We start from the raw sequence: 18,046 nt of genomic DNA on the forward strand, positions 1-18,046 counted from the left end.
TCGCGCAATCCATTTCCTGCTGGCCTTTACCCTGTCCTGCCTGATGGCGATCAGCGCCCATGCCGACAGCCTCGCCAGCTTCCTTCCTGACATTGAACCCGCCGATCTGGCCCCCGGCGCCGATGCCTTTGGTCCGGTACGGGACGACGTGAAAGTCGCCCCGGTGTTGAAGGGTGGCGAGACCATTGCCTGGGCCTTCCTGACATCCGATTTCGTGGGCACCACCGGCTATTCCGGCAAACCCATCCACGTGGTTGCCGCTATTGACGACGATGCGGTGCTGACCGGGGTGAAGCTGGTCAAGCACTCGGAACCCATCGTACTGATCGGCATCCCCAATTCCCGCATGGTCGAACTGACCGAAGGCTACACCGGCCTCGACCTCAAGCACGAGGTTGCAACAGGCGGCGAAGGGCATGACCTGGACATTATCTCGGGTGCGACAGTCACGATCATGGTGATCGACGACAGCCTCGTGCGCGGCGGCATCAAGGTGGCCCGTGCGCTGGGTCTGGGCGGGCTGTCCCCGCTGCAGGCCGACGGGCCGAAACGCGAAGTCGATATGACGAAGAATGCAGTCTACGACTGGACCACCCTCTCAGGTGACGGCTCGGTGCGGCGGCTGACGCTGGATGTGGGCCAGGTCAACGCCGCGTTTGAGGCCACCGGCGATCAGCGCGCCATCAAACGCCCCGAGCGGGGTGAGCCGGACGACACCTTCATCGACATGCACCTAGCGCTTGTGTCGGTGCCGTCGATCGGGAAATCCCTGCTGGGTGAGGCCGAATACCAGAACCTGACCAAATGGCTGGACGAAGGCGAACAGGCCATTCTGGTGCTGGGACGCGGGGCTTACAGCTTCAAGGGCTCGGGCTATGTCCGCGGTGGTATTTTCGACCGTATCCAGCTGATCCAGGGCGACAGCTCGGTGCGCTTCTTCGACAAGCAACAGCGCCGTCTGGGGCGGGTCGCAGCATCTGATGCGCCCAGCTTCACCGAGCTCGATATCTTCAAGATCCCTGCCGATGCCGAGTTTGACCCGACCGAACCGTTCCGCCTGCAACTGCTGGTGCAACGGGCTGTGGGTGCGGTCGAGAAAACCTTCCTGACCTTCGATTTGGGCTATAAGCTGCCGGAACAGTATCTGTTGCCAGTCACGGCCCCTGCAGTCGTCGATGACGCCACCGGTGAAGCGGCTGCCAAGGCCGCCCTGTGGCAGCGCATCTGGAAAGACCGCACCGTCGAGATTGCCGTTCTGGGCGTCATGCTGCTGGTGCTGACCGCCACGTTCTTCTTCCAGTTCCACGCGACGATGAATGCGCGGGTCTTCTACTGGTTCCGCATCGGATACCTGACGATGACACTGTTCTTCATCGGCTGGTATGCCAACGCGCAGCTGAGCGTGGTGAACCTGATGGCGCTGGCAGGCAGCCTGCGCACCGGGTTTAGCTGGGATGCCTTCCTTCTGGATCCGCTGGTCTTCATTCAGTGGTTCGCCGTCGCCGCCGCCCTGCTGTTCTGGGGCCGAGGTGCCTATTGCGGCTGGCTCTGCCCGTTCGGCGCGCTGCAGGAACTGACCAACAAGATCGCGCGGGCACTGAAGGTACCACAATGGACCCTGCCCTGGGGTCTGAACGAACGGCTTTGGCCGGCTAAATACATGATCTTCCTCGTGCTCTTCGGCATCAGCTTTGTCTCGATCCCGCTGGCCGAGAAGTATGCCGAGATCGAACCGTTCAAGACCGCGATCATCCTGAAATTCATGCGCGACTGGCCGTTTGTGGTCTTTGCGTTGCTCCTGCTGGGAATCGGGCTGTTTATTGAACGGTTCTACTGCCGCTATCTCTGCCCGCTGGGCGGAGCGCTGGCGATCCCCGCCCGTATCCGCATGTTCGACTGGCTGCGCCGCTACAAAGAGTGCGGCGCCCCCTGTCAGACCTGTGCCAACGAATGCCCCGTTCAGGCAATCCACCCCACCGGTGAGATCAACCCGAACGAGTGCGTCACCTGCCTGCATTGTCAGGTGCTCTACCAGTCCGAGGACAAATGTCCCGTCGTTATCCGCCAGCTCAAACGGCGGGCCAAGACAGGGTCGGTCAATCCTAAGACCCCCCTCGGGCAACCACCGGCGAACCATCCGAACGCCAAACCGCAATCTGTTTCCTAAAAAGGAGGAACGATCATGTCGGACAATGAAAACAAACTGAACATCACCCGCCGCGGGATGCTGGGGGCCACCGCCACCGGTGCCGTGCTGGCCGGGACCGGTCTGGGCTCGACCCTGATGACCGCCCGCGAAGCCAGCGCCGCAGCCAAATACAACCTCGAACCCGGCGAGCTGGATGAGTATTACGGCTTCTGGTCCTCGGGTCAGACCGGCGAGCTGCGCATTCTGGGCTTCCCGTCCATGCGCGAACTGATGCGGGTGCCTGTGTTCAACCGCTGCTCGGCCACCGGCTGGGGTCAGACCAATGAATCGCTGAAGATCATGACCGACGGTCTGCTGCCGGAAACCAAGGAATTCCTCGCCAAGCGCGGCCTGAAAACCTATGACAACGGCGACCTGCACCACCCGCACATGTCGTTCACCGACGGCACCTATGACGGCCGTTACCTGTTCATGAACGACAAGGCCAACACCCGCGTCGCTCGTGTGCGCTGCGACGTGATGAAATGCGACAAGATCACCGAGATCCCCAACGCCAAGGCGATCCACGGTCTGCGTCCGCAGAAATTCCCGCGCACAGGTTACGTCTTTGCCAATGGCGAAGATGAAACACCGCTGGTCAATGACGGCACAGTGCTGGATGATCCGTCGCAATACGTGAACATCTTCACCGCGCTGGACGGCGACACCATGGAAGTGGCATGGCAGGTGATCGTGTCGGGCAACCTCGACAACACCGACTGTGACTATCAGGGTAAATACGCCTACTCGACCTCGTACAACTCGGAAATGGGTATGAACCTGGCCGAGATGACCGAGAACGAGCTGGACCACGTCGTTGTCTTCAACCTCGCTGAGATCGAAAAAGGTATCGAGGCCGGTGACTATCAGGAGCTGAAAGGCGTCAAGGTTCTGGACGGCCGTAAGGGTCAGAACAAGAACTACACCCGCTACATTCCGATCCCGAACTCGCCGCACGGCATCAACACCGCTCCTGACGGCAAGCACGTCTGCATCAACGGTAAGCTGTCGCCGACCGTATCGATCATGGATGTGACCAAACTGGACGCCCTGTTCGAAAGCGATGCCGACCCGCGGTCCTGCATCGTGGGTGAGCCGCAGCTGGGTCTTGGCCCGCTTCACACCGCCTATGACGGTCAGGGCAACGCGTTCACCACGCTGTTCCTGGACAGTCAGATCGTGAAGTGGAACATCGAAAAGGCCATCGAAGCTTACGGTGGCGCCGATGTGGACCCGATCATCTCGAAGGTCGACGTGCACTATCAGCCGGGCCACAACTCGACCTCCATGGGTGAAACCAAGGACGCCGATGGCAAATGGCTGATTTCGATGAACAAGTTCTCGAAAGACCGCTTCCTGAACGTTGGCCCGCTGAAGCCCGAGAACGAGCAGCTGATCGACATCTCGTCGGATGAGATGAAGGTGGTCCACGATGGCCCGACCTTTGCCGAACCGCATGACTCGATCATCGTTCGCAGCGACATCGTCAACCCGGTCAACGTCTGGGATCGCGCCGATGTCACTTGGGAAGACGCCCGCAAACAGGCCGAAGCCGATGGCGTCGATCTGGAAGAAGGCGCCGAGGAACCGATCCGGGACGGCAACAAGGTGCGGGTCTACATGACTTCGCAAGCCCCGACCTTCAGCCTCGAGAAGTTCACCGTCAAACAGGGCGACGAAGTGACGGTTTACATCACCAACCTGGATGACGTGGACGACGTGACTCACGGCTTCTGCCTGGGCAACTACGGCATCGCGATGGAAGTCGCACCGCTGGCAACCGCCTCGGTCACCTTCACCGCTGACCGTCCGGGCGTACACTGGTTCTATTGCCAGTGGTTCTGCCACGCGCTGCACATGGAAATGCGCGGCCGGATGCTGGTCGAACCGCAGGGAGCATAACCCATGCGTTGGTCCCTGCTCATACCGCTCCTGCTCGGCTCGCCCCTTTGGGCGGCGGACTGGGATGTGCCCAACCGGGCGGGGGCCATCAATGAAATACTGGCGCAGGCGGCGGATGGAGACACCCTCCGCCTGAGCCCCGGTGTTTACACCGAAACTCTGGTTCTGGACCGGCCCGTCACTATCGACGGGCTGGGACAGGCCACCATTGACGGACAAGGCACAGGCAGTGTCATCACCGTGACCGGACCAGGCGTAACCGTGCGCGGGCTGACGGTGATCGGCTCAGGCTCAAGCCATGATGGTATCGACAGTGGTATCCAATTGACCAAAACGGCCAAGGCCCCGGTGGTCGAAGATAACGTGCTGCTGGGCAATCTCTACGGCATAGACATTCACGGCGCCAAAGACAGCATCGTCCGCGGCAATCGGATCGAAGGCCGCCAGGACCAACGGATGAACGACCGCGGCAACGGTGTCTATGTCTGGAACGCGCCGGGTGCGGTGGTTGATGGCAATGACATCCGGTACGGACGCGACGGGATATTTGTGAACTCATCGAAGAAAAATACCTTCACCAACAACCTGTTCCGCGATCTGCGCTTTGCCGTGCATTACATGTACGCTGATAACTCGGTCGTCAGCGACAACGTCTCGATCGGCAATGATCTGGGCTATGCGGTCATGTTCACGACCAATGTGACCGTGGCCAACAACGTCTCGATCGGTGACCGCGAGCATGGCGTGATGCTGAACTACGCCAACAAGAGCGTCATCACCGGCAACGTGGTGAAAGGTGCCAAAGAAAAATGCACCTTCCTCTATAATTCCAACAAGAACGAATTCACCGATAACTGGTTCCAGGGTTGTGGTATCGGTATCCACTTTACTGCTGGTTCCGAGCGCAACCGGATCGTCGGCAACGCCTTTGTCGGCAACCGGACGCAGGTGAAATACGTTTCGACCAAATGGGTCGAGTGGTCCGAAGACGGGCGCGGCAACTACTGGTCCGATTTTGCCGCCTATGATGTGGATGGTAACGGCATCGCCGATGCCCCCTATCGCCCCAATGACAGTATGGACCATGTGCTGTGGACCCAACCCGCAGCCAAACTGTTGCTCGGCTCGCCTGCCGTGCAACTGGTGCGCTGGTCGCAATCGGCCTTCCCGGCACTGTTGCCGGGGGGCGTGATGGACAGCAACCCCTTGATGCAAGCCCCTGAACCCCCAGCTATGAAAAAGGTGCCTCATGACGGATAAGGCCCTGTCAATCGACCATGTGTTCAAGGACCGAGGGAAAACCCGCGTTCTTGACGATATCACCCTGTCTCTTGCCCCCGGTCAGCGCGTGGCGCTGCTGGGCCATAACGGCGCGGGCAAGTCGACCCTGATCAAATCCATTCTCGGCCTGACGCCCATCCACAGCGGCGCCATCCGGATCGGCGATACCACCCCCGGCACGGCACAAGCCCGACGGGATACGGCCTATCTGCCCGAGGCTGTGTCATTCCATCCGGCCCTGACCGGACGCGAGCAACTGACCCTGTTCGCAAAGCTGTCCGGGGCCGGGGCCGATGTGCCCGGCCTGCTGGATCGTGTTGGCCTCAGCGATGCGTTGGACCGGCGGATCGGAACCTATTCCAAAGGGATGCGGCAACGTCTGGGTCTGGCGCAGGTGTTGCTTGGGCAGCCGAAAGTGGCGTTGTTGGACGAGCCGACCTCGGGGCTGGACCCGATTTCCCGGCAGGATCTCTATGCTATTATCGACGAGCTGGCCGCACAGGGCACCGCCGTCCTGATCGCCTCGCACGCCCTGACCGAGGTCGAAGCCCGCACCGACCGCATTGCCATCATGCGCAAAGGCCAGATGGTCGCCGACGACACGCTGAGCAATCTGTCGGCGCTGGCCGGCCTGCCGATCCGCCTGCGCGTACGCGCCAGTGTCAACGCGGATGCCGTGGCCGCCGAATTGGGTGGTAACCGGATCAACGGGGCGTCCGTGGAGCTGCTCTGCGCCCCTGATGACAAGATGGAGGCCCTGCGCCGGATCGCCGGATTGGGCGACGCCGTGGCGGATGTGGAAATGACCCCACCCAAGCTGGAAGACCTCTATCGCCACTACGCTCAGGAGGAGATGCAATGACCCGCTTCCTCGCCATCACCCGAACCGAGATGCTGATCCTGCGCCGCAACCGCTGGCTGCTGGTGGCCACACTGATCATGGTGCTGTTCGCTTTGGCGCTGACCTTCGCAGGCAGTGCACCGACCGGCACGCTGGGCGTTGATATGCTGACCGTCTCGGTGGCCTCGATGACCACATTGTCGGTCTACCTTGCGCCCTTGCTTGCGCTGATGATTGCCTTCGACGCCATCGCTGGCGACGTGGACCGGGGCAGCCTTTCGCTGCTGCTGTCCTACCCCGCCGGGCGCGGAGAAATCCTGTTGGGCAAGTTCACCGCGCACCTTGCCGCGCTGGCTTTTGCCATGACCGTCGGTTTCGGCACCGCAGGCGCAGTCGCCGCCTTCTTTGGTGGCGCAGGGCCGGAAAGTCTGATGGCGCTGGTCCGCCTCATCCTCACATCCATCCTGCTGGGCGCCGTGTTTCTGGCGCTGGGTTACCTGCTGTCCGCCCTGGCAAAGGGGGCTACGGCGGCGGCAGGTCTGTCGGCCGGGCTCTGGCTGGTTTTTGTCGTCCTTTATGATCTGGGCTTGTTGGGAGCCGTCGTCATGGACAAGGACGGCACCTTCACCCAATCCGTCTTTCCATGGGTGATGGTAGCCAACCCGGCCGACGCATTCCGTTTGTGGAACATCGCCGCAACCGAAGGCGTCGCCATGGCATCCGGCATGACCGGGGCCGCGCAAGCCCTGCCCAACTGGGCCGCACCCGCTTCACTGCTGATCTGGCCGGTGCTGGGCTTTGCACTTGCCCGCCTCGCATTCCGGAGGGTCGAGCCATGAAACGTCTCGCCCTGATTGCTCTGGTCGCTTTGACCGCCTGCAAGGAAGAGGTTGCCGAAGCCCCCGACCCGATTGATCTGACCCCGGACGCTCTCAGCTATTTCTGTCAGATGAACATCGCCGAACATGGTGGACCAAAGGGGCAGATTCATCTGGAAGGGTATCCCGCGCCGCTGTTCTTTGCACAGGTACGCGACATGGTGGCTTATCTGAAAAGCCCCGAACGCGACGCCGAGATCACCGCCGTATATGTCAGTGACATGGGGATCGCCCCAAACTGGCAGCAACCCGGCATATCCAACTGGATCGCGGCGGATGGTGCTTCCTTCGTTGTCGGCTCCAACGTTGCCGGCGGTATGGGCGCGCCCGAGATTGTCCCCTTTGCCGATCCCACCGCGGCCGATGTCTTTATCACCCAATATGGTGGCGCGCAGATGCCGCTTTCCGACATACCCGCCACCGAGGTTCTTGGCCCTGTCGATCTGGACCTGAAACTGGAGACCCCCTCATGATCCCCCTCTCGCGCCGCCGGTTCCTGACCATATCTGCTGCCTGCGCTGCCTTTCCAGCCGGCGCGAAACCCGCGCCAACGGCCCATTGGCGCGGGGTTGCGCTGGGAGCCGAGGCCAGTTTGCGGCTTGAGGGGCTGACCGATGCCCAAGCCGCGCCGATCATCGCCGCGGTTGAGGCCGAGATGGACCGTCTGGAGAACATCTTCAGCCTGTACCGTCCCCAATCCGAACTCAGTCGCCTGAACCGCGATGGACACCTGTCCGGCCCGGCGCCCGAACTGCTGAACGTTCTCAGCCTGTGCACGGCGCTGCACGATGCAACAAACGGCGCTTTCGACCCCACGATTCAACCGCTTTGGTCCGCGCTTGCAACCGGTTCGAGCCCTGAGAAGATCGACGCGGCCCGGCGCTCTGTCGGATGGGCACGCGTGACCGTTCAGGCGGACGTGATCCGTCTGCGCCAACCCGGCGTTTCTGCACTGACCCTGAACGGCATCGCACAGGGCGCCATTACCGACCGTATCAGTACGCTTCTGACGGGGCACGGCCTGCGGGACGTGCTGGTGAACATGGGGGAAATCGCAGCCCTGGGCCAACGCGCAGACGGGCTGGCCTGGGAGGTCGGACTGGCCGGACGCGGAGGTCAGGTCCAAAAAACCATCGAATTGCGGGACCGAGCGGTCGCAACGTCGGACGCGCGCAGCTTCATGCTGACAGGTGATCAGGGACACATCCTGAACCCTGCCGACGGTGCGCGCCCAGCGCATATCGTCTCAGTTTCAGCCGCCAGCGCAGCCATTGCTGACGGTTTGTCGACAGCATTGTGCGCTCTGCCGAAGACAGGAATTGAATCAGCACTCAGATCCTTTCCCGACGCACGGCTGGAAATGCTTATCTGATCACAAGGATCAGCTGCCCGCAGGCCACGCCATGTGCGGCCCCAAAACAACGGAGCCAGAACAAGGGCTTGCCAACGGATAACGAGGCAAGCCTTTGATCGCGCCGTCTCTACAAAAAAGGTAGGTGGCGGAGACGAAGGGATTCGAACCCTCGAGACGGTTTCCCGCCTACTCCCTTAGCAGGGGAGCGCCTTCGACCACTCGGCCACGTCTCCGCCGACGGGTATATCCTTGCAAACGCTGGAAATACAAGGCCAATTCTAAGTGACTCATAATTTTTCTTTGGAAGCACGGAACCCCTTGGAATTGCACCAATTCGCACCGATAGACACCCATTTTGGGCAAGATTTGGTCGAGCCTCCCAAACCCTGGTCAGTCGTAATGTCAATCTGAGCAAACTGAATCACCTACGAAGGTCCAGCTGGAAAGAACACCATTCAAATTGTTTCTGTTTTGAACTGATCGAACCCCATTCCTCTTTGAACAAAGGCATGGGCATGTAGGACCGAGAACAAAACCAAGATCTCCCCCTCAGATGATAGCTGAGGTTCCGAAGATCATCCCGCCAGCTTTGGACCTAGCCATCCAATCAATCTGAAGCACTGCTCCAGAGTATCGATTTCACCGGTCGCGGATTGCGTGCAGATGATCAGCGCTTCGAGGTCAGCGGACAATGCGTTCGCCAGACCATGGCCTTCCAGCCGCAACAAAGCGGATTGGGGATCGGATTACTACCAACTCACCTCGGAACCCCTTCCGTGGCTGCAGGAAAGTTCTTTCGACTACTCCCACATCAAGATGATACCAAGCACAACTGTTTATTTGATTGCAAATCAGACAGCCCCCTTGTCCAAGGCGGAACAGAGTCTGTTGGACGAGATGCAACACGAGTTGGGTGTGGGCACTTGTCCGTCGTTATTATGATCGCTTCTGAATTGCCCAGACGTTGTCATGACCCTTAGGCCGCCTCTCACGAATGGGGTGAGGTGCCCTGTGCCTTTGTCGAGCTTCGCCCCCGGCAGGAGGCTCACGGGGACTAAATCATAGCGTTTTGCCGGGAACATCTGGCCGGGTTCAAGGCCCCCAAGGCCGTGGTGTTCATGGATCTGCCCAAGACATCGACCGGGAAAATTCAAAAGTTCCAACTCGGGGACAAGATGAAAACGGCAGAGACCTGAAAAGCCTGATCACGACGCAGAAAACCAGCGACCTGCGCCGCAAAGGCGTTGCTAAAGATTCTTGGCCCGGTATCCTGCAGCGCCGGTCGGAGGACCCCTCGATAGCGCCCTCCCCTCTGCCCGTAACCTACTGACCCCGGAGCCTGACCATGCCTGTCGAAACGTTTGATTACATCGTCATTGGTGCGGGCACCGCTGGCTGCCTGCTGGCCAATCGCCTCAGCAAAGATCCGTCAAAACGGGTGCTGTTGCTGGAAGCCGGTAAAAAGGACACCTACCCGTGGATTCATATCCCGGTCGGGTATCTGTACTGCATCGGCAATCCGCGCACCGATTGGCTGTATCACACCGAGCCCGACAAAGGTCTGAACGGTCGCGCGTTGCTCTATCCACGCGGCAAAACGCTAGGCGGCTGTTCTTCGATCAACGGCATGATCTACATGCGCGGTCAGGCGCGGGATTATGACAACTGGGCCAAGCTGAGCGGTGAGGATGACTGGAACTGGGAAAACTCGGTCCCGGACTTCAAGGCCCACGAAAACCATTACAAGCTGGACAATGGCGCCGATCCGGAAATGGGTGACAACAGCCGGTTCTCGGATTTGCACGGGCATGGCGGCGAATGGCGCGTGGAAAAACAGCGCCTGCGGTGGGATGTGCTGGACTCGTTCGCCGAAGCCGCGAATGAGGCCGGGATCGAACCGACCGACGATTTCAACGCGGGCGACAATGCCGGCGTTGGTTATTTCGATGTGAACCAGAAATCGGGCTGGCGCTGGAGTACCTCAAAAGGCTTCCTGCGCCCGGCAAAAGAGCGTCAGAACCTGACCGTCTGGACCGAAGCGCAGGTCGAACGCCTGACTTTCGACACCGCCCCCGATGGCGCGACCCGATGTTCCGGCGCAGTTGTGCGCCGCGCGGGGCAGCCGGTGATCGTGAACGCCTCGGCCGAGGTTATTCTGTCCGCCGGTGCCATCAACTCGCCGCAAATTCTGCAGTTGTCGGGTATTGGTAATGGTGAGTTCCTGAAGTCTCACGGTATCGATGTGGTGCTGGATGCGCCGGCCGTCGGAGAAAACCTGCAAGACCACCTGCAAATCCGCGCTGTGTTCAAAGTGGATGGGGCCAAAACCCTGAACACGTTGGCCAACAGCCTTGTGGGCAAGGCCAGGATCGGCCTGCAATATGCGCTGCAACGCTCTGGTCCCATGAGCATGTCGCCCAGCCAGTTGGGGGCCTTTACCCGGTCCGACCCAAGCCGGACCCATGCAAATCTGGAATACCACGTGCAGCCGCTGAGCCTTGAGGCGTTCGGTGAAGACCTGCACGATTTCCCGGCCATCACCGTCAGCGTCTGCAACCTGAACCCGACCAGCCGCGGCCATGTGCGTATCCGATCGAACAAATATACCGACGCGCCGATGATCGCGCCGAACTATCTGGACACGGACGACGACCGCAAGGTCGCCGCCGACAGCCTGCGTCAGGTGCGTGAAATCATGTCCAAACCTGCGATGCAGAAGTACAACCCGCAAGAATGGAAACCCGGCGTTCAGTTCCAGACAGATGAGGAACTGGCGAAGCTGGCCGGTGACATCGCCAACACCATCTTCCACCCCGTGGGTACGGCTAAGATGGGGCGCGAGGACGATCCGACCGCAGTGGTCGATCCTTACCTGAAAGTCAAAGGCATCAAGGGGCTGCGCGTGGTCGATGCCAGCATCATGCCCGAGATCACCAGCGGCAACACAAACGCTCCGACATTGATGATCGCGGAAAAAGCCGCGCGCTGGATTAAGGAAGGTCGGTAGCGCCGCAAGCTGATCTTTTGGCATGATCAGGTCGACATCTGTTTTCGCGGACATCGACATATTTTGCACAGAAAACTTGCCAAAAGCGCAGGTCATAAGGCATATTTGTATGTGTTTAATAAAAACTAATTCATGTAATCGAATTTCTTGAGGCTAAACCGAGCGGCGGGCGCTATGCGCCCGGGACCACCTGTGGGGGAAGGAAGTTGGTTTTGGCTTGGTTGAGATCATTACTCGTTTTTTGCAGCGTTTTGCTACTGCCATCGCAGGTTTTAGCGGAAATCGGGAAAGTTATAGGCGTCAAGCAAGGCGCACAAATCACGCGCGCGGGAAAGACCCAGCCGTTGCGGGCTGGAATGGAGGTCGCCTCTGGGGATTCCATTTCGACCGACCGCAGCGGTGTGGTTCAGCTTGTTTTCGTTGACGAAACCAAGATTGCCATCGGACCGAACGCGCGAATGATGCTGGATGTGACAATGCTGCGCGGCAACCGAAAGGCCAAGAATTTCGCGGTTCAGGCATTGGGCGGTAGTTTTCGGTTCATTTCCGGCAAGAGCAAAAAGCGCGCCTATTCCATCAACACGCCGACCGCGACCATGGCCGTGCGGGGCACAACCTTCGACCTTTGGGTCGTTCCCGGCACGCAAAGCGCCATGCTGGTTCTTCAAGGCCGGGTAGAAATGTGCGGCCAAAGCGGCAGTTGCCGTGAAGCCGGGCGTCAGTGCAGCCTGCTGGCAACAACGCAGGCTGGCAATGTTGGGCGTCCTGTCGATCGGGAAAGTTATGACAAGGCACTGGGAAACGGGTTCCCATTTGTTCAGTCCCAAGAACAGTTGCTGGCCCCCCTGCAGATAGATTTCGGAGGATGCGGAACGGATACCCTGCCGCTGCCGCCGCAGCGGTCCGAGCCGCGCGAAACCAGTCGTGAGCGCAGCGAGCAAGGCGGTGCCCAAAGCGTTGCAGCTTCGGAACCGCGCAGTGAATCCCCATCGGGGCAAAGCGTCGGCAAGGGGAACGGCGGCAACGTCGGTGGCAATACCGGCAGCGGCGACGGTAATGGCGGCAATATCGGTGCCAGCAGCGGCAGCGGGGATGGGCGCGGCGGCTCGATCGGGGGCGGCTCGGGCAGCGGCGGCCCGGGAAGCGGCGGCACAATTGGCGGTGGTGACACCGGTGGATTCGGGGGTGCTCCCGGTGGCGGAGGCGCTGGCGGGAACGGCGGTAACAGCGGTGGCTAATGACACATGAGCGCCGCTAGTTATGACCAGTTCAAGCGATGTCGTGGAGACACCCGCACGTTCAGGGTTGACCACGGCATCCGGAGGCTAATGTGACCGGAAAGCCCAAGGAAAGAACGGGGCGGCGACGAGCCTTTCAGCTTGTGGGGCTTGGCCTGATCCTGTTCGGGTGTTTCATCAGGGCCCTTGACCCTTACCCGGTGCGGATGACGCGGATGATCTATTTTGATCTTCTGCAACGCATTTCGCCACGGGACTACAACCCCGACCTTCCGGTGCGGGTGGTGGATATCGACGAGCAATCGCTGGCAAACTGGGGGCAATGGCCCTGGCCCCGAACCCTGCTGGCGCAGATGGTCAAAAACCTGGGCGAATATGGCGCCGCCTCCATCGCCTTTGACATGCTGTTTGTCGAACCCGACAGGTTCTCTCCCGCACGCCTGCTGAATGACCCCGCTTTGGCCGGTGTGGTTTCGGTGGACCGTCGCGCCTCACAAGTGGACAACGATGTGCTGTTCGCACTGGAAGTCGCCAACTGGCCGGTGGTTCTGGGCACCGCTGCCCGGCAATCCGGTAATGACAGGGCCGTCACACCCCAAGCCGGCATCATAGAAATCGGAGAAGCACCAACTGAGGGTCTGGTCTCGGTCCCGCATTGGACGCCCCCCGCCCCGCCACTGGATCGCAGCGCGGCGGGCATCGGCGGGGTCAATGTTTCGCCTCTGGGCGGCATGGGTATCATACGCCGCGTTCCCATTCTGTGGGGCGGCCCGGACGGCGCGCTGCCGGGGTTGGGGATCGAAGCGCTCAGGGTCGCACTGGGCGAAACCAACATCATCGCCGAGGGCACACCAGACGAAGCGGGCATCATGCTGGCGGTCGAGGTTGGAGAGTTTCGCCTGCCGACCACTGAAAACGGCGAAGTCTGGGTCCGGTACAGGCGTGACAATCCGGATTTGTACCTGTCGGCGAACGATATCATGCAGGACCCGGATAACCCCGCCCTGCGCGCCGAAATCGAAGGTCGCATCATACTGGTTGGCACCTCGGCTGCGGGATTGTTCGACATGCACCAGACGGCTCTGGGTGAATCCGTTCCGGGTGTGTCGATCCACGCGCAAATCCTGGAGCAAATTCTGACCGGCGAAATGATGAGCCGCTCGGATGTGACCGCAGCCCTTGAATTGCTGTCCTTCGTCACTCTGGGCATCGTGGTCACGGCTGTCATGGCCCGGTTCGGCGCGGTGGCCTCGTTCGTGGCGGGGGGAGCATCGGCCGCGGTTGTTCTCGGCATCAGTTGGCTGGCCTTTCAGAACCAGCTGATCCTGTTCGATGTCACCTTTCCATTGATGGGCGGCATGGCCAATTTCGGCCTTCTCGCTGCCTATCTGTTCATTTCGACCGAGCGTGAAAAACGCGTGATCCGGCAGATCTTTTCGCACTATGTCGCGCCCGAAATCCTGGATGAAATGGAGGGGACAGGCCATCAGCTGCAACTGGGAGGTGAAACTCAGGAAATCACCGTGATGTTTTCCGATATTCGGGGCTTTACCCCGCTGTCCGAGTCGGTGTCGGCCACGGATCTTGTTGCCCTGTTGAACCAGTTGTTTTCACAGATCGGAGATCAAATTCTGCTGGAACGGGGCACCATCGACAAGTTCATCGGCGATGCGGTGATGGCCTTCTGGAATGCGCCGCTGCCGGTCGAGGACCACCCTCGCCGCGCGGCACAGGCGGCACTTCTGATGCGGCAGGCGCTGGTCGGTTTCAACGCCTCGGACGTCATGAAGGGGCAGCCACCGATTGCCCTGGCCACGGGCTGTGCCACCGGCCGGGCCTGCGTCGGCAATATCGGGTCCAAACGTCGGTTCAATTACACAGTGATCGGGGATGTTGTGAACGTCGCCGCGCGGATCGAACAAAGCTGCCGCCATGTCGACTATGATATTCTGGTGTCTAGTTCGATTTACGAGAAAACACGGCGAGACATGGCCATGCTAGAGGCCGGATTTGTCGACCTTAAAGGACGAACCGATCTTGAGCCTGTATTTGTTCTGGTCGGCGACAAAACCATGCTGAATACGTCCGCGTTTCAAAGGCTGGAAGCAACCCACAAGGTTCTGATAGAGGCCATTCGGGATCGTCGACCATCGGATCAGATCGAAGTGATCTGCGAGGATTGCATAGCACAGGCACGTCAAATCGAACCCGGTCTGCTGAGGTTCTACGGCGCGCTGTCCGGCCGAGCGGCGGACTTCAGGTCGGATTTCCAATCCAGCCAACTGATTTTCAGCCATCACGATCGCGAACCCACACCAACTGCCTGAGGCGTTCGAACAGGCCACCAAGCCGACGCATCCAGCATGGCGCGCCCGGGCCGCCAAGGCCAAGGCGCTTTCCTGCTTTCAACGTTGCTCTACTCAGCAGTCCAGTTTCCCGGAAACCTTCATCCTTCGGACGGCGCGCAGGACTCCAGATAGCGCCGAACGGTTTCGGCCATCCCGAATGTCAGCGCATCGCAGAGCAGCGCATGGCCGATCGAGACCTCCGAGATCGACGGGATGCGGGTGATCAACTTGCGCGTGCCGCTGACCGTAAGATCATGCCCCGCGTTGACCATCAAGCCCAGCGCCTCGGCTGCGGCCGTGGCGTCGGCCAGGCGGCCAAGTTCCCGTTCTTCGGCGACCGGATCGCTATACGCACCGCCGAAGGGGCCAGTATAGATTTCGACCCGATCCGCCCCTGTCTGGGCTGCATGGGCCATATGCGCCGCCTCCGGGTCGCTGAACAGCGACACGCGATGGCCGTGTTTCTTAAGCCCGGCAACCACCTCTGCAAGCATCGTACCCTGAGTTTCGAAATCCCAGCCATGGTCGCTTGTCGCCTGCGCCGGATCATCCGGCACAAGTGTCACCTGATCCGCCCGAACTTCTTGGACAAGCGCCAGAAACCGCAGGTCGGGATACCCTTCGACATTCAGTTCCCGGTCCGGAAACTCTGCATCAAGCAAAGCGCGCAGCGCCCGCACATCGCCGGGCCTGGTGTGGCGTTCATCCGGTCGGGGGTGCACCGTCACACCTGCAGCACCCGTCGCAAGGGCGATCCGGGCCAAGTCCACCACATCCGGCCACGGGTGCTCGCGCCGGTTTCGAAGCAAGGCGGCGACGTTCAGGTTTACCGAAAGGTCTGTCATAATCCCACCTTACAACCGAAAGGATTGAACGTGCGCGGGCAGCGGCACGCCATCGATATTCCTCGGATCGGGAATCGGGTCGCCGACCGTCGTGCTGACGGGAATAACACCCGCCCAGATCGGCAAATCGTAGTCTTCTTCCTCGTCCTTGGGGCCGCCAGTGCGAATCTTGGCGCTGCCTTCGGAAATCTCCATTCCCAGCACCATAGTCGCCTTCAGATCCTGCGCGTGATCCGGCCGCAGGGTTTCATAACGCCCCGAAAACAGGCCGTTCACGAACCGGCCGAGCTTGTCCAATTTCTCAGCCGGGTCTTCGACCTTGAATGCCGTCCCGAACAATGTGACCGAGCGTGAGTTGACCGAATGGTGCATCCCGGACCGGGCCAGCACAAAGCCATCAAGGATCGCAACCGACAAGCAAACCTGCGCGTCGCGCGCGTTGCGCAGGGCGCGACTGGCCGAGGAGCCGTGCCAATAGACATGGTTGCCCTCACGCCATTGCAGGGTTGGGGTGACAAAAGGCTTGCCATCAATCACATAGCCCACACTGCACATGGGCTGGGCGTCCAAAATCTGGTTGATCGTGGCGCGATCGAAATGCCCCCGCTCATGCGATCTGCGCAAGCGTGTTCTGTCGGTGATATCCAGTGTCTTGTTCATAGTCATAGCTCGGGTTTGTTCTTGCTATGACCGTAATGCCCGGATATTGGATGTTATCAAATGTCCAATTCTGAAACTTTTTCTAAGGCCAATTTACACCGCGACCTGTTTGCGATCTCGCTGGATACGTCCTTGAAGGCGTCATTGCAGGCCCAGTTGCTGGATGCGTTGCGGTCCGTTGTGTCCAAATCTCCGGAACTGGTCGGCGCGCGACTGCCCGCCAGCCGGGCTCTGGCGTCCGAGCTTTCAATCTCGCGCACGACGGTTCAGGCGGTCTATGACCAGATGATCAGCGAGGGGTATCTGGTCACCCGGCAGGGCAGTGGCACTTTCGTCGCCAGCGAGATCACCCATCTGTCACAGCCTCAGCCGATCCTTCGCCCGGCAGTTCCGGTGACCGAGGAGTGGCGCCCCTTTCAAACCGGGTTGCCCGATCAAACCCTGCTGCCGCACCGGCAATGGGCCCGCCATCTTGAACGCGCATGGCGCCGCCCGGCGCCCGAGCTTTTGACCCGCCCGGATCCGCTGGGCTGGTATCCGCTGCGCGAGGCGATCTCGGACCACCTGACCGCTTGGCGCCATCTGTCCTGCGATCCCGGTCAGGTGGTGATCACTTCGGGTGCGCGCGAGGCTTTCGAGGTGATTTTCCACGGCCTGCTTGGCGCGGGCAAACAGGTCGCGGTTGAGGACCCCTGCTGGCCCAAACTGCACACGATCCTTGCCGACACGGCCAACAGCGCCCACCCCATCCGTATCGATCAGGACGGGCTGGATGTGGCCCGCATTCCGCAGGGCACACATGCCACGATCGTCACCCCCTCGCGGCATTATCCTACGGGGGTAAGCCTGCCCCTGTCCCGCCGGGTTGCCCTGCTGGATTGGGCGCGGCAAACCGGTGCGCTGGTGATCGAAGACGATTATGACAGCGAGTTCCGATATCGCGGACAACCCCTGCCCTCGCTCTCGGGGCTGGACGGCCTGAACAACACGATTTACCTCGGCAGCTTTTCGAAACTGGTCAGCCCAGCTCTGAGGATTGGGTACATGGTTGTTCCCAAGAGGTTTTTGCCCAGCACCTTGACCTATCTTGGCCGGGTCGGCCCCCGCGCCTCGCTCATCCCTCAACCCGCTTTGGCGGCGTTCATGAACAGCGGTGAGTTCGCTATGCATCTGCGACGGATGCGGCGGATCTATGCCCGGCGGCAGAGCCACCTGCTGGATACGCTGTCCCCGGTTGCCGACCTTCTGGACCTTGAACCCGATTCATCCGGAATGCACTTGTGCCTATCGCCAAAAGCACCGCTGGTTGACCGCATGTCCGATCTTGAGGTCAGCAAACGGGCCGACCAAAACGGCCTGCGCGTCAGCGCCTTGTCAGCGCACTGTGTATTGCCAGAAAAACTGCAGGGGCTGTTGCTTGGATACGCGGCCTTTGACGAGGACACGCTCTCAGACGCGGCAGAGCGGTTGATCGCCGCCCTTCGCACTCAAGCCTGAGCTGTCG

The 18,046-nt window shown here is 60.4% G+C and carries 13 protein-coding genes, 1 tRNA gene and 1 pseudogene; 12 read left to right on the forward strand and 3 right to left on the reverse strand.

What is annotated here, in order from left to right; all coding sequences use genetic code 11:
- Positions 1 to 43: 43 nt before the first annotated feature.
- From GOX88_RS14855 to GOX88_RS14885, 7 genes are read left to right on the forward strand one after another with little or no spacing between them, the layout of a single operon-like run.
- A complete protein-coding gene (locus GOX88_RS14855; protein ID WP_174826142.1) occupies positions 44 to 2,167 on the forward strand; it encodes a NosR/NirI family protein in 2,124 nt (707 codons plus the stop codon).
- Between the two features lie 15 nt (positions 2,168 to 2,182).
- Complete coding sequence (gene nosZ / locus GOX88_RS14860) at positions 2,183 to 4,090, forward strand: TAT-dependent nitrous-oxide reductase (RefSeq protein WP_170403362.1); 1,908 nt, start codon at positions 2,183 to 2,185, stop codon at positions 4,088 to 4,090.
- Between the two features lie 3 nt (positions 4,091 to 4,093).
- A complete protein-coding gene (locus tag GOX88_RS14865; RefSeq protein WP_170403366.1) occupies positions 4,094 to 5,350 on the forward strand; it encodes a nitrous oxide reductase family maturation protein NosD in 1,257 nt (418 codons plus the stop codon).
- Positions 5,340 to 6,233, forward strand: a complete 894-nt coding sequence (locus GOX88_RS14870; protein ID WP_170403369.1) for an ABC transporter ATP-binding protein — start codon at positions 5,340 to 5,342, stop codon at positions 6,231 to 6,233. Before GOX88_RS14865 ends, GOX88_RS14870 begins: the two co-directional genes overlap by 11 nt.
- Positions 6,230 to 7,051: an ABC transporter permease gene (locus GOX88_RS14875; protein ID WP_170327980.1), complete on the forward strand. Its 822-nt coding sequence runs from the start codon at positions 6,230 to 6,232 to the stop codon at positions 7,049 to 7,051. The genes GOX88_RS14870 and GOX88_RS14875 overlap by 4 nt, the downstream gene beginning before the upstream one ends.
- Positions 7,048 to 7,563 carry a nitrous oxide reductase accessory protein NosL gene (locus GOX88_RS14880; protein ID WP_170403372.1) on the forward strand — a complete coding sequence of 172 codons (516 nt, stop codon included), beginning with the start codon at positions 7,048 to 7,050 and terminating at the stop codon, positions 7,561 to 7,563. Before GOX88_RS14875 ends, GOX88_RS14880 begins: the two co-directional genes overlap by 4 nt.
- Positions 7,560 to 8,462 carry an FAD:protein FMN transferase gene (locus GOX88_RS14885; RefSeq protein WP_170403374.1) on the forward strand — a complete coding sequence of 301 codons (903 nt, stop codon included), beginning with the start codon at positions 7,560 to 7,562 and terminating at the stop codon, positions 8,460 to 8,462. The genes GOX88_RS14880 and GOX88_RS14885 overlap by 4 nt, the downstream gene beginning before the upstream one ends.
- Before the next feature lie 125 nt (positions 8,463 to 8,587).
- Here GOX88_RS14885 and GOX88_RS14890 read toward each other — a convergent pair.
- Positions 8,588 to 8,677, reverse strand: a tRNA-Ser gene (locus GOX88_RS14890).
- 759 nt (positions 8,678 to 9,436) lie between these two features.
- On the opposite strand from GOX88_RS14890, the pseudogene GOX88_RS23480 reads away from it, so the two are divergent.
- From GOX88_RS23480 to GOX88_RS14905, 4 genes and pseudogenes are all read left to right on the forward strand, one after another.
- Positions 9,437 to 9,640 (forward strand): annotated as a pseudogene (locus tag GOX88_RS23480) (AMP-binding enzyme); the annotation flags it as partial.
- Between the two features lie 149 nt (positions 9,641 to 9,789).
- Complete coding sequence (locus GOX88_RS14895) at positions 9,790 to 11,451, forward strand: GMC family oxidoreductase (RefSeq protein ID WP_170403377.1); 1,662 nt, start codon at positions 9,790 to 9,792, stop codon at positions 11,449 to 11,451.
- A gap of 356 nt (positions 11,452 to 11,807) precedes the next feature.
- A complete protein-coding gene (locus tag GOX88_RS14900; protein WP_170403380.1) occupies positions 11,808 to 12,689 on the forward strand; it encodes a FecR family protein in 882 nt (293 codons plus the stop codon).
- 92 nt (positions 12,690 to 12,781) lie between these two features.
- The gene (locus GOX88_RS14905; RefSeq protein ID WP_170403382.1) at positions 12,782 to 15,016 is read left to right on the forward strand and encodes a CHASE2 domain-containing protein; all 2,235 of its coding nucleotides are present in this window, start codon (positions 12,782 to 12,784) and stop codon (positions 15,014 to 15,016) included.
- Positions 15,017 to 15,135: 119 nt separating this feature from the next.
- Here GOX88_RS14905 and GOX88_RS14910 read toward each other — a convergent pair whose 3' ends face one another.
- A complete protein-coding gene (locus GOX88_RS14910; RefSeq protein WP_174826137.1) occupies positions 15,136 to 15,882 on the reverse strand; it encodes a pyridoxine 5'-phosphate synthase in 747 nt (248 codons plus the stop codon).
- Positions 15,883 to 15,891: 9 nt separating this feature from the next.
- On the reverse strand, positions 15,892 to 16,542 hold the full coding sequence (locus tag GOX88_RS14915) for a pyridoxamine 5'-phosphate oxidase family protein (protein ID WP_170403741.1): 651 nt from the start codon (positions 16,540 to 16,542) through the stop codon (positions 15,892 to 15,894).
- A gap of 60 nt (positions 16,543 to 16,602) precedes the next feature.
- Here GOX88_RS14915 and GOX88_RS14920 point away from each other — a divergent pair, with 60 nt between their 5' ends.
- Positions 16,603 to 18,039: a PLP-dependent aminotransferase family protein gene (locus tag GOX88_RS14920; protein ID WP_170403386.1), complete on the forward strand. Its 1,437-nt coding sequence runs from the start codon at positions 16,603 to 16,605 to the stop codon at positions 18,037 to 18,039.
- Positions 18,040 to 18,046: the final 7 nt, after the last annotated feature.

Origin of the sequence: Ruegeria arenilitoris, from assembly GCF_013030985.1 — a bacterium.
In the GTDB taxonomy this organism is placed as follows: domain Bacteria; phylum Pseudomonadota; class Alphaproteobacteria; order Rhodobacterales; family Rhodobacteraceae; genus Ruegeria; species Ruegeria arenilitoris_B.

Coding starts and splice junctions, on each gene's coding strand:
- GOX88_RS14875 (WP_170327980.1), top strand. CDS start 6,230: ATGACCCGCTTCCTCGCCATCACCCGAACCGAGATGCTGATCCTGCGC.
- GOX88_RS14885 (WP_170403374.1), top strand. CDS start 7,560: ATGATCCCCCTCTCGCGCCGCCGGTTCCTGACCATATCTGCTGCCTGC.
- GOX88_RS14900 (WP_170403380.1), top strand. CDS start 11,808: ATGGAGGTCGCCTCTGGGGATTCCATTTCGACCGACCGCAGCGGTGTG.
- GOX88_RS14865 (WP_170403366.1), top strand. CDS start 4,094: ATGCGTTGGTCCCTGCTCATACCGCTCCTGCTCGGCTCGCCCCTTTGG.
- GOX88_RS14870 (WP_170403369.1), top strand. CDS start 5,340: ATGACGGATAAGGCCCTGTCAATCGACCATGTGTTCAAGGACCGAGGG.
- GOX88_RS14920 (WP_170403386.1), top strand. CDS start 16,603: ATGTCCAATTCTGAAACTTTTTCTAAGGCCAATTTACACCGCGACCTG.
- nosZ (WP_170403362.1), top strand. CDS start 2,183: ATGTCGGACAATGAAAACAAACTGAACATCACCCGCCGCGGGATGCTG.
- GOX88_RS14855 (WP_174826142.1), top strand. CDS start 44: ATGGCGATCAGCGCCCATGCCGACAGCCTCGCCAGCTTCCTTCCTGAC.
- GOX88_RS14910 (WP_174826137.1), bottom strand. CDS start 15,882: ATGACAGACCTTTCGGTAAACCTGAACGTCGCCGCCTTGCTTCGAAAC.
- GOX88_RS14915 (WP_170403741.1), bottom strand. CDS start 16,542: ATGAACAAGACACTGGATATCACCGACAGAACACGCTTGCGCAGATCG.
- GOX88_RS14880 (WP_170403372.1), top strand. CDS start 7,048: ATGAAACGTCTCGCCCTGATTGCTCTGGTCGCTTTGACCGCCTGCAAG.
- GOX88_RS14895 (WP_170403377.1), top strand. CDS start 9,790: ATGCCTGTCGAAACGTTTGATTACATCGTCATTGGTGCGGGCACCGCT.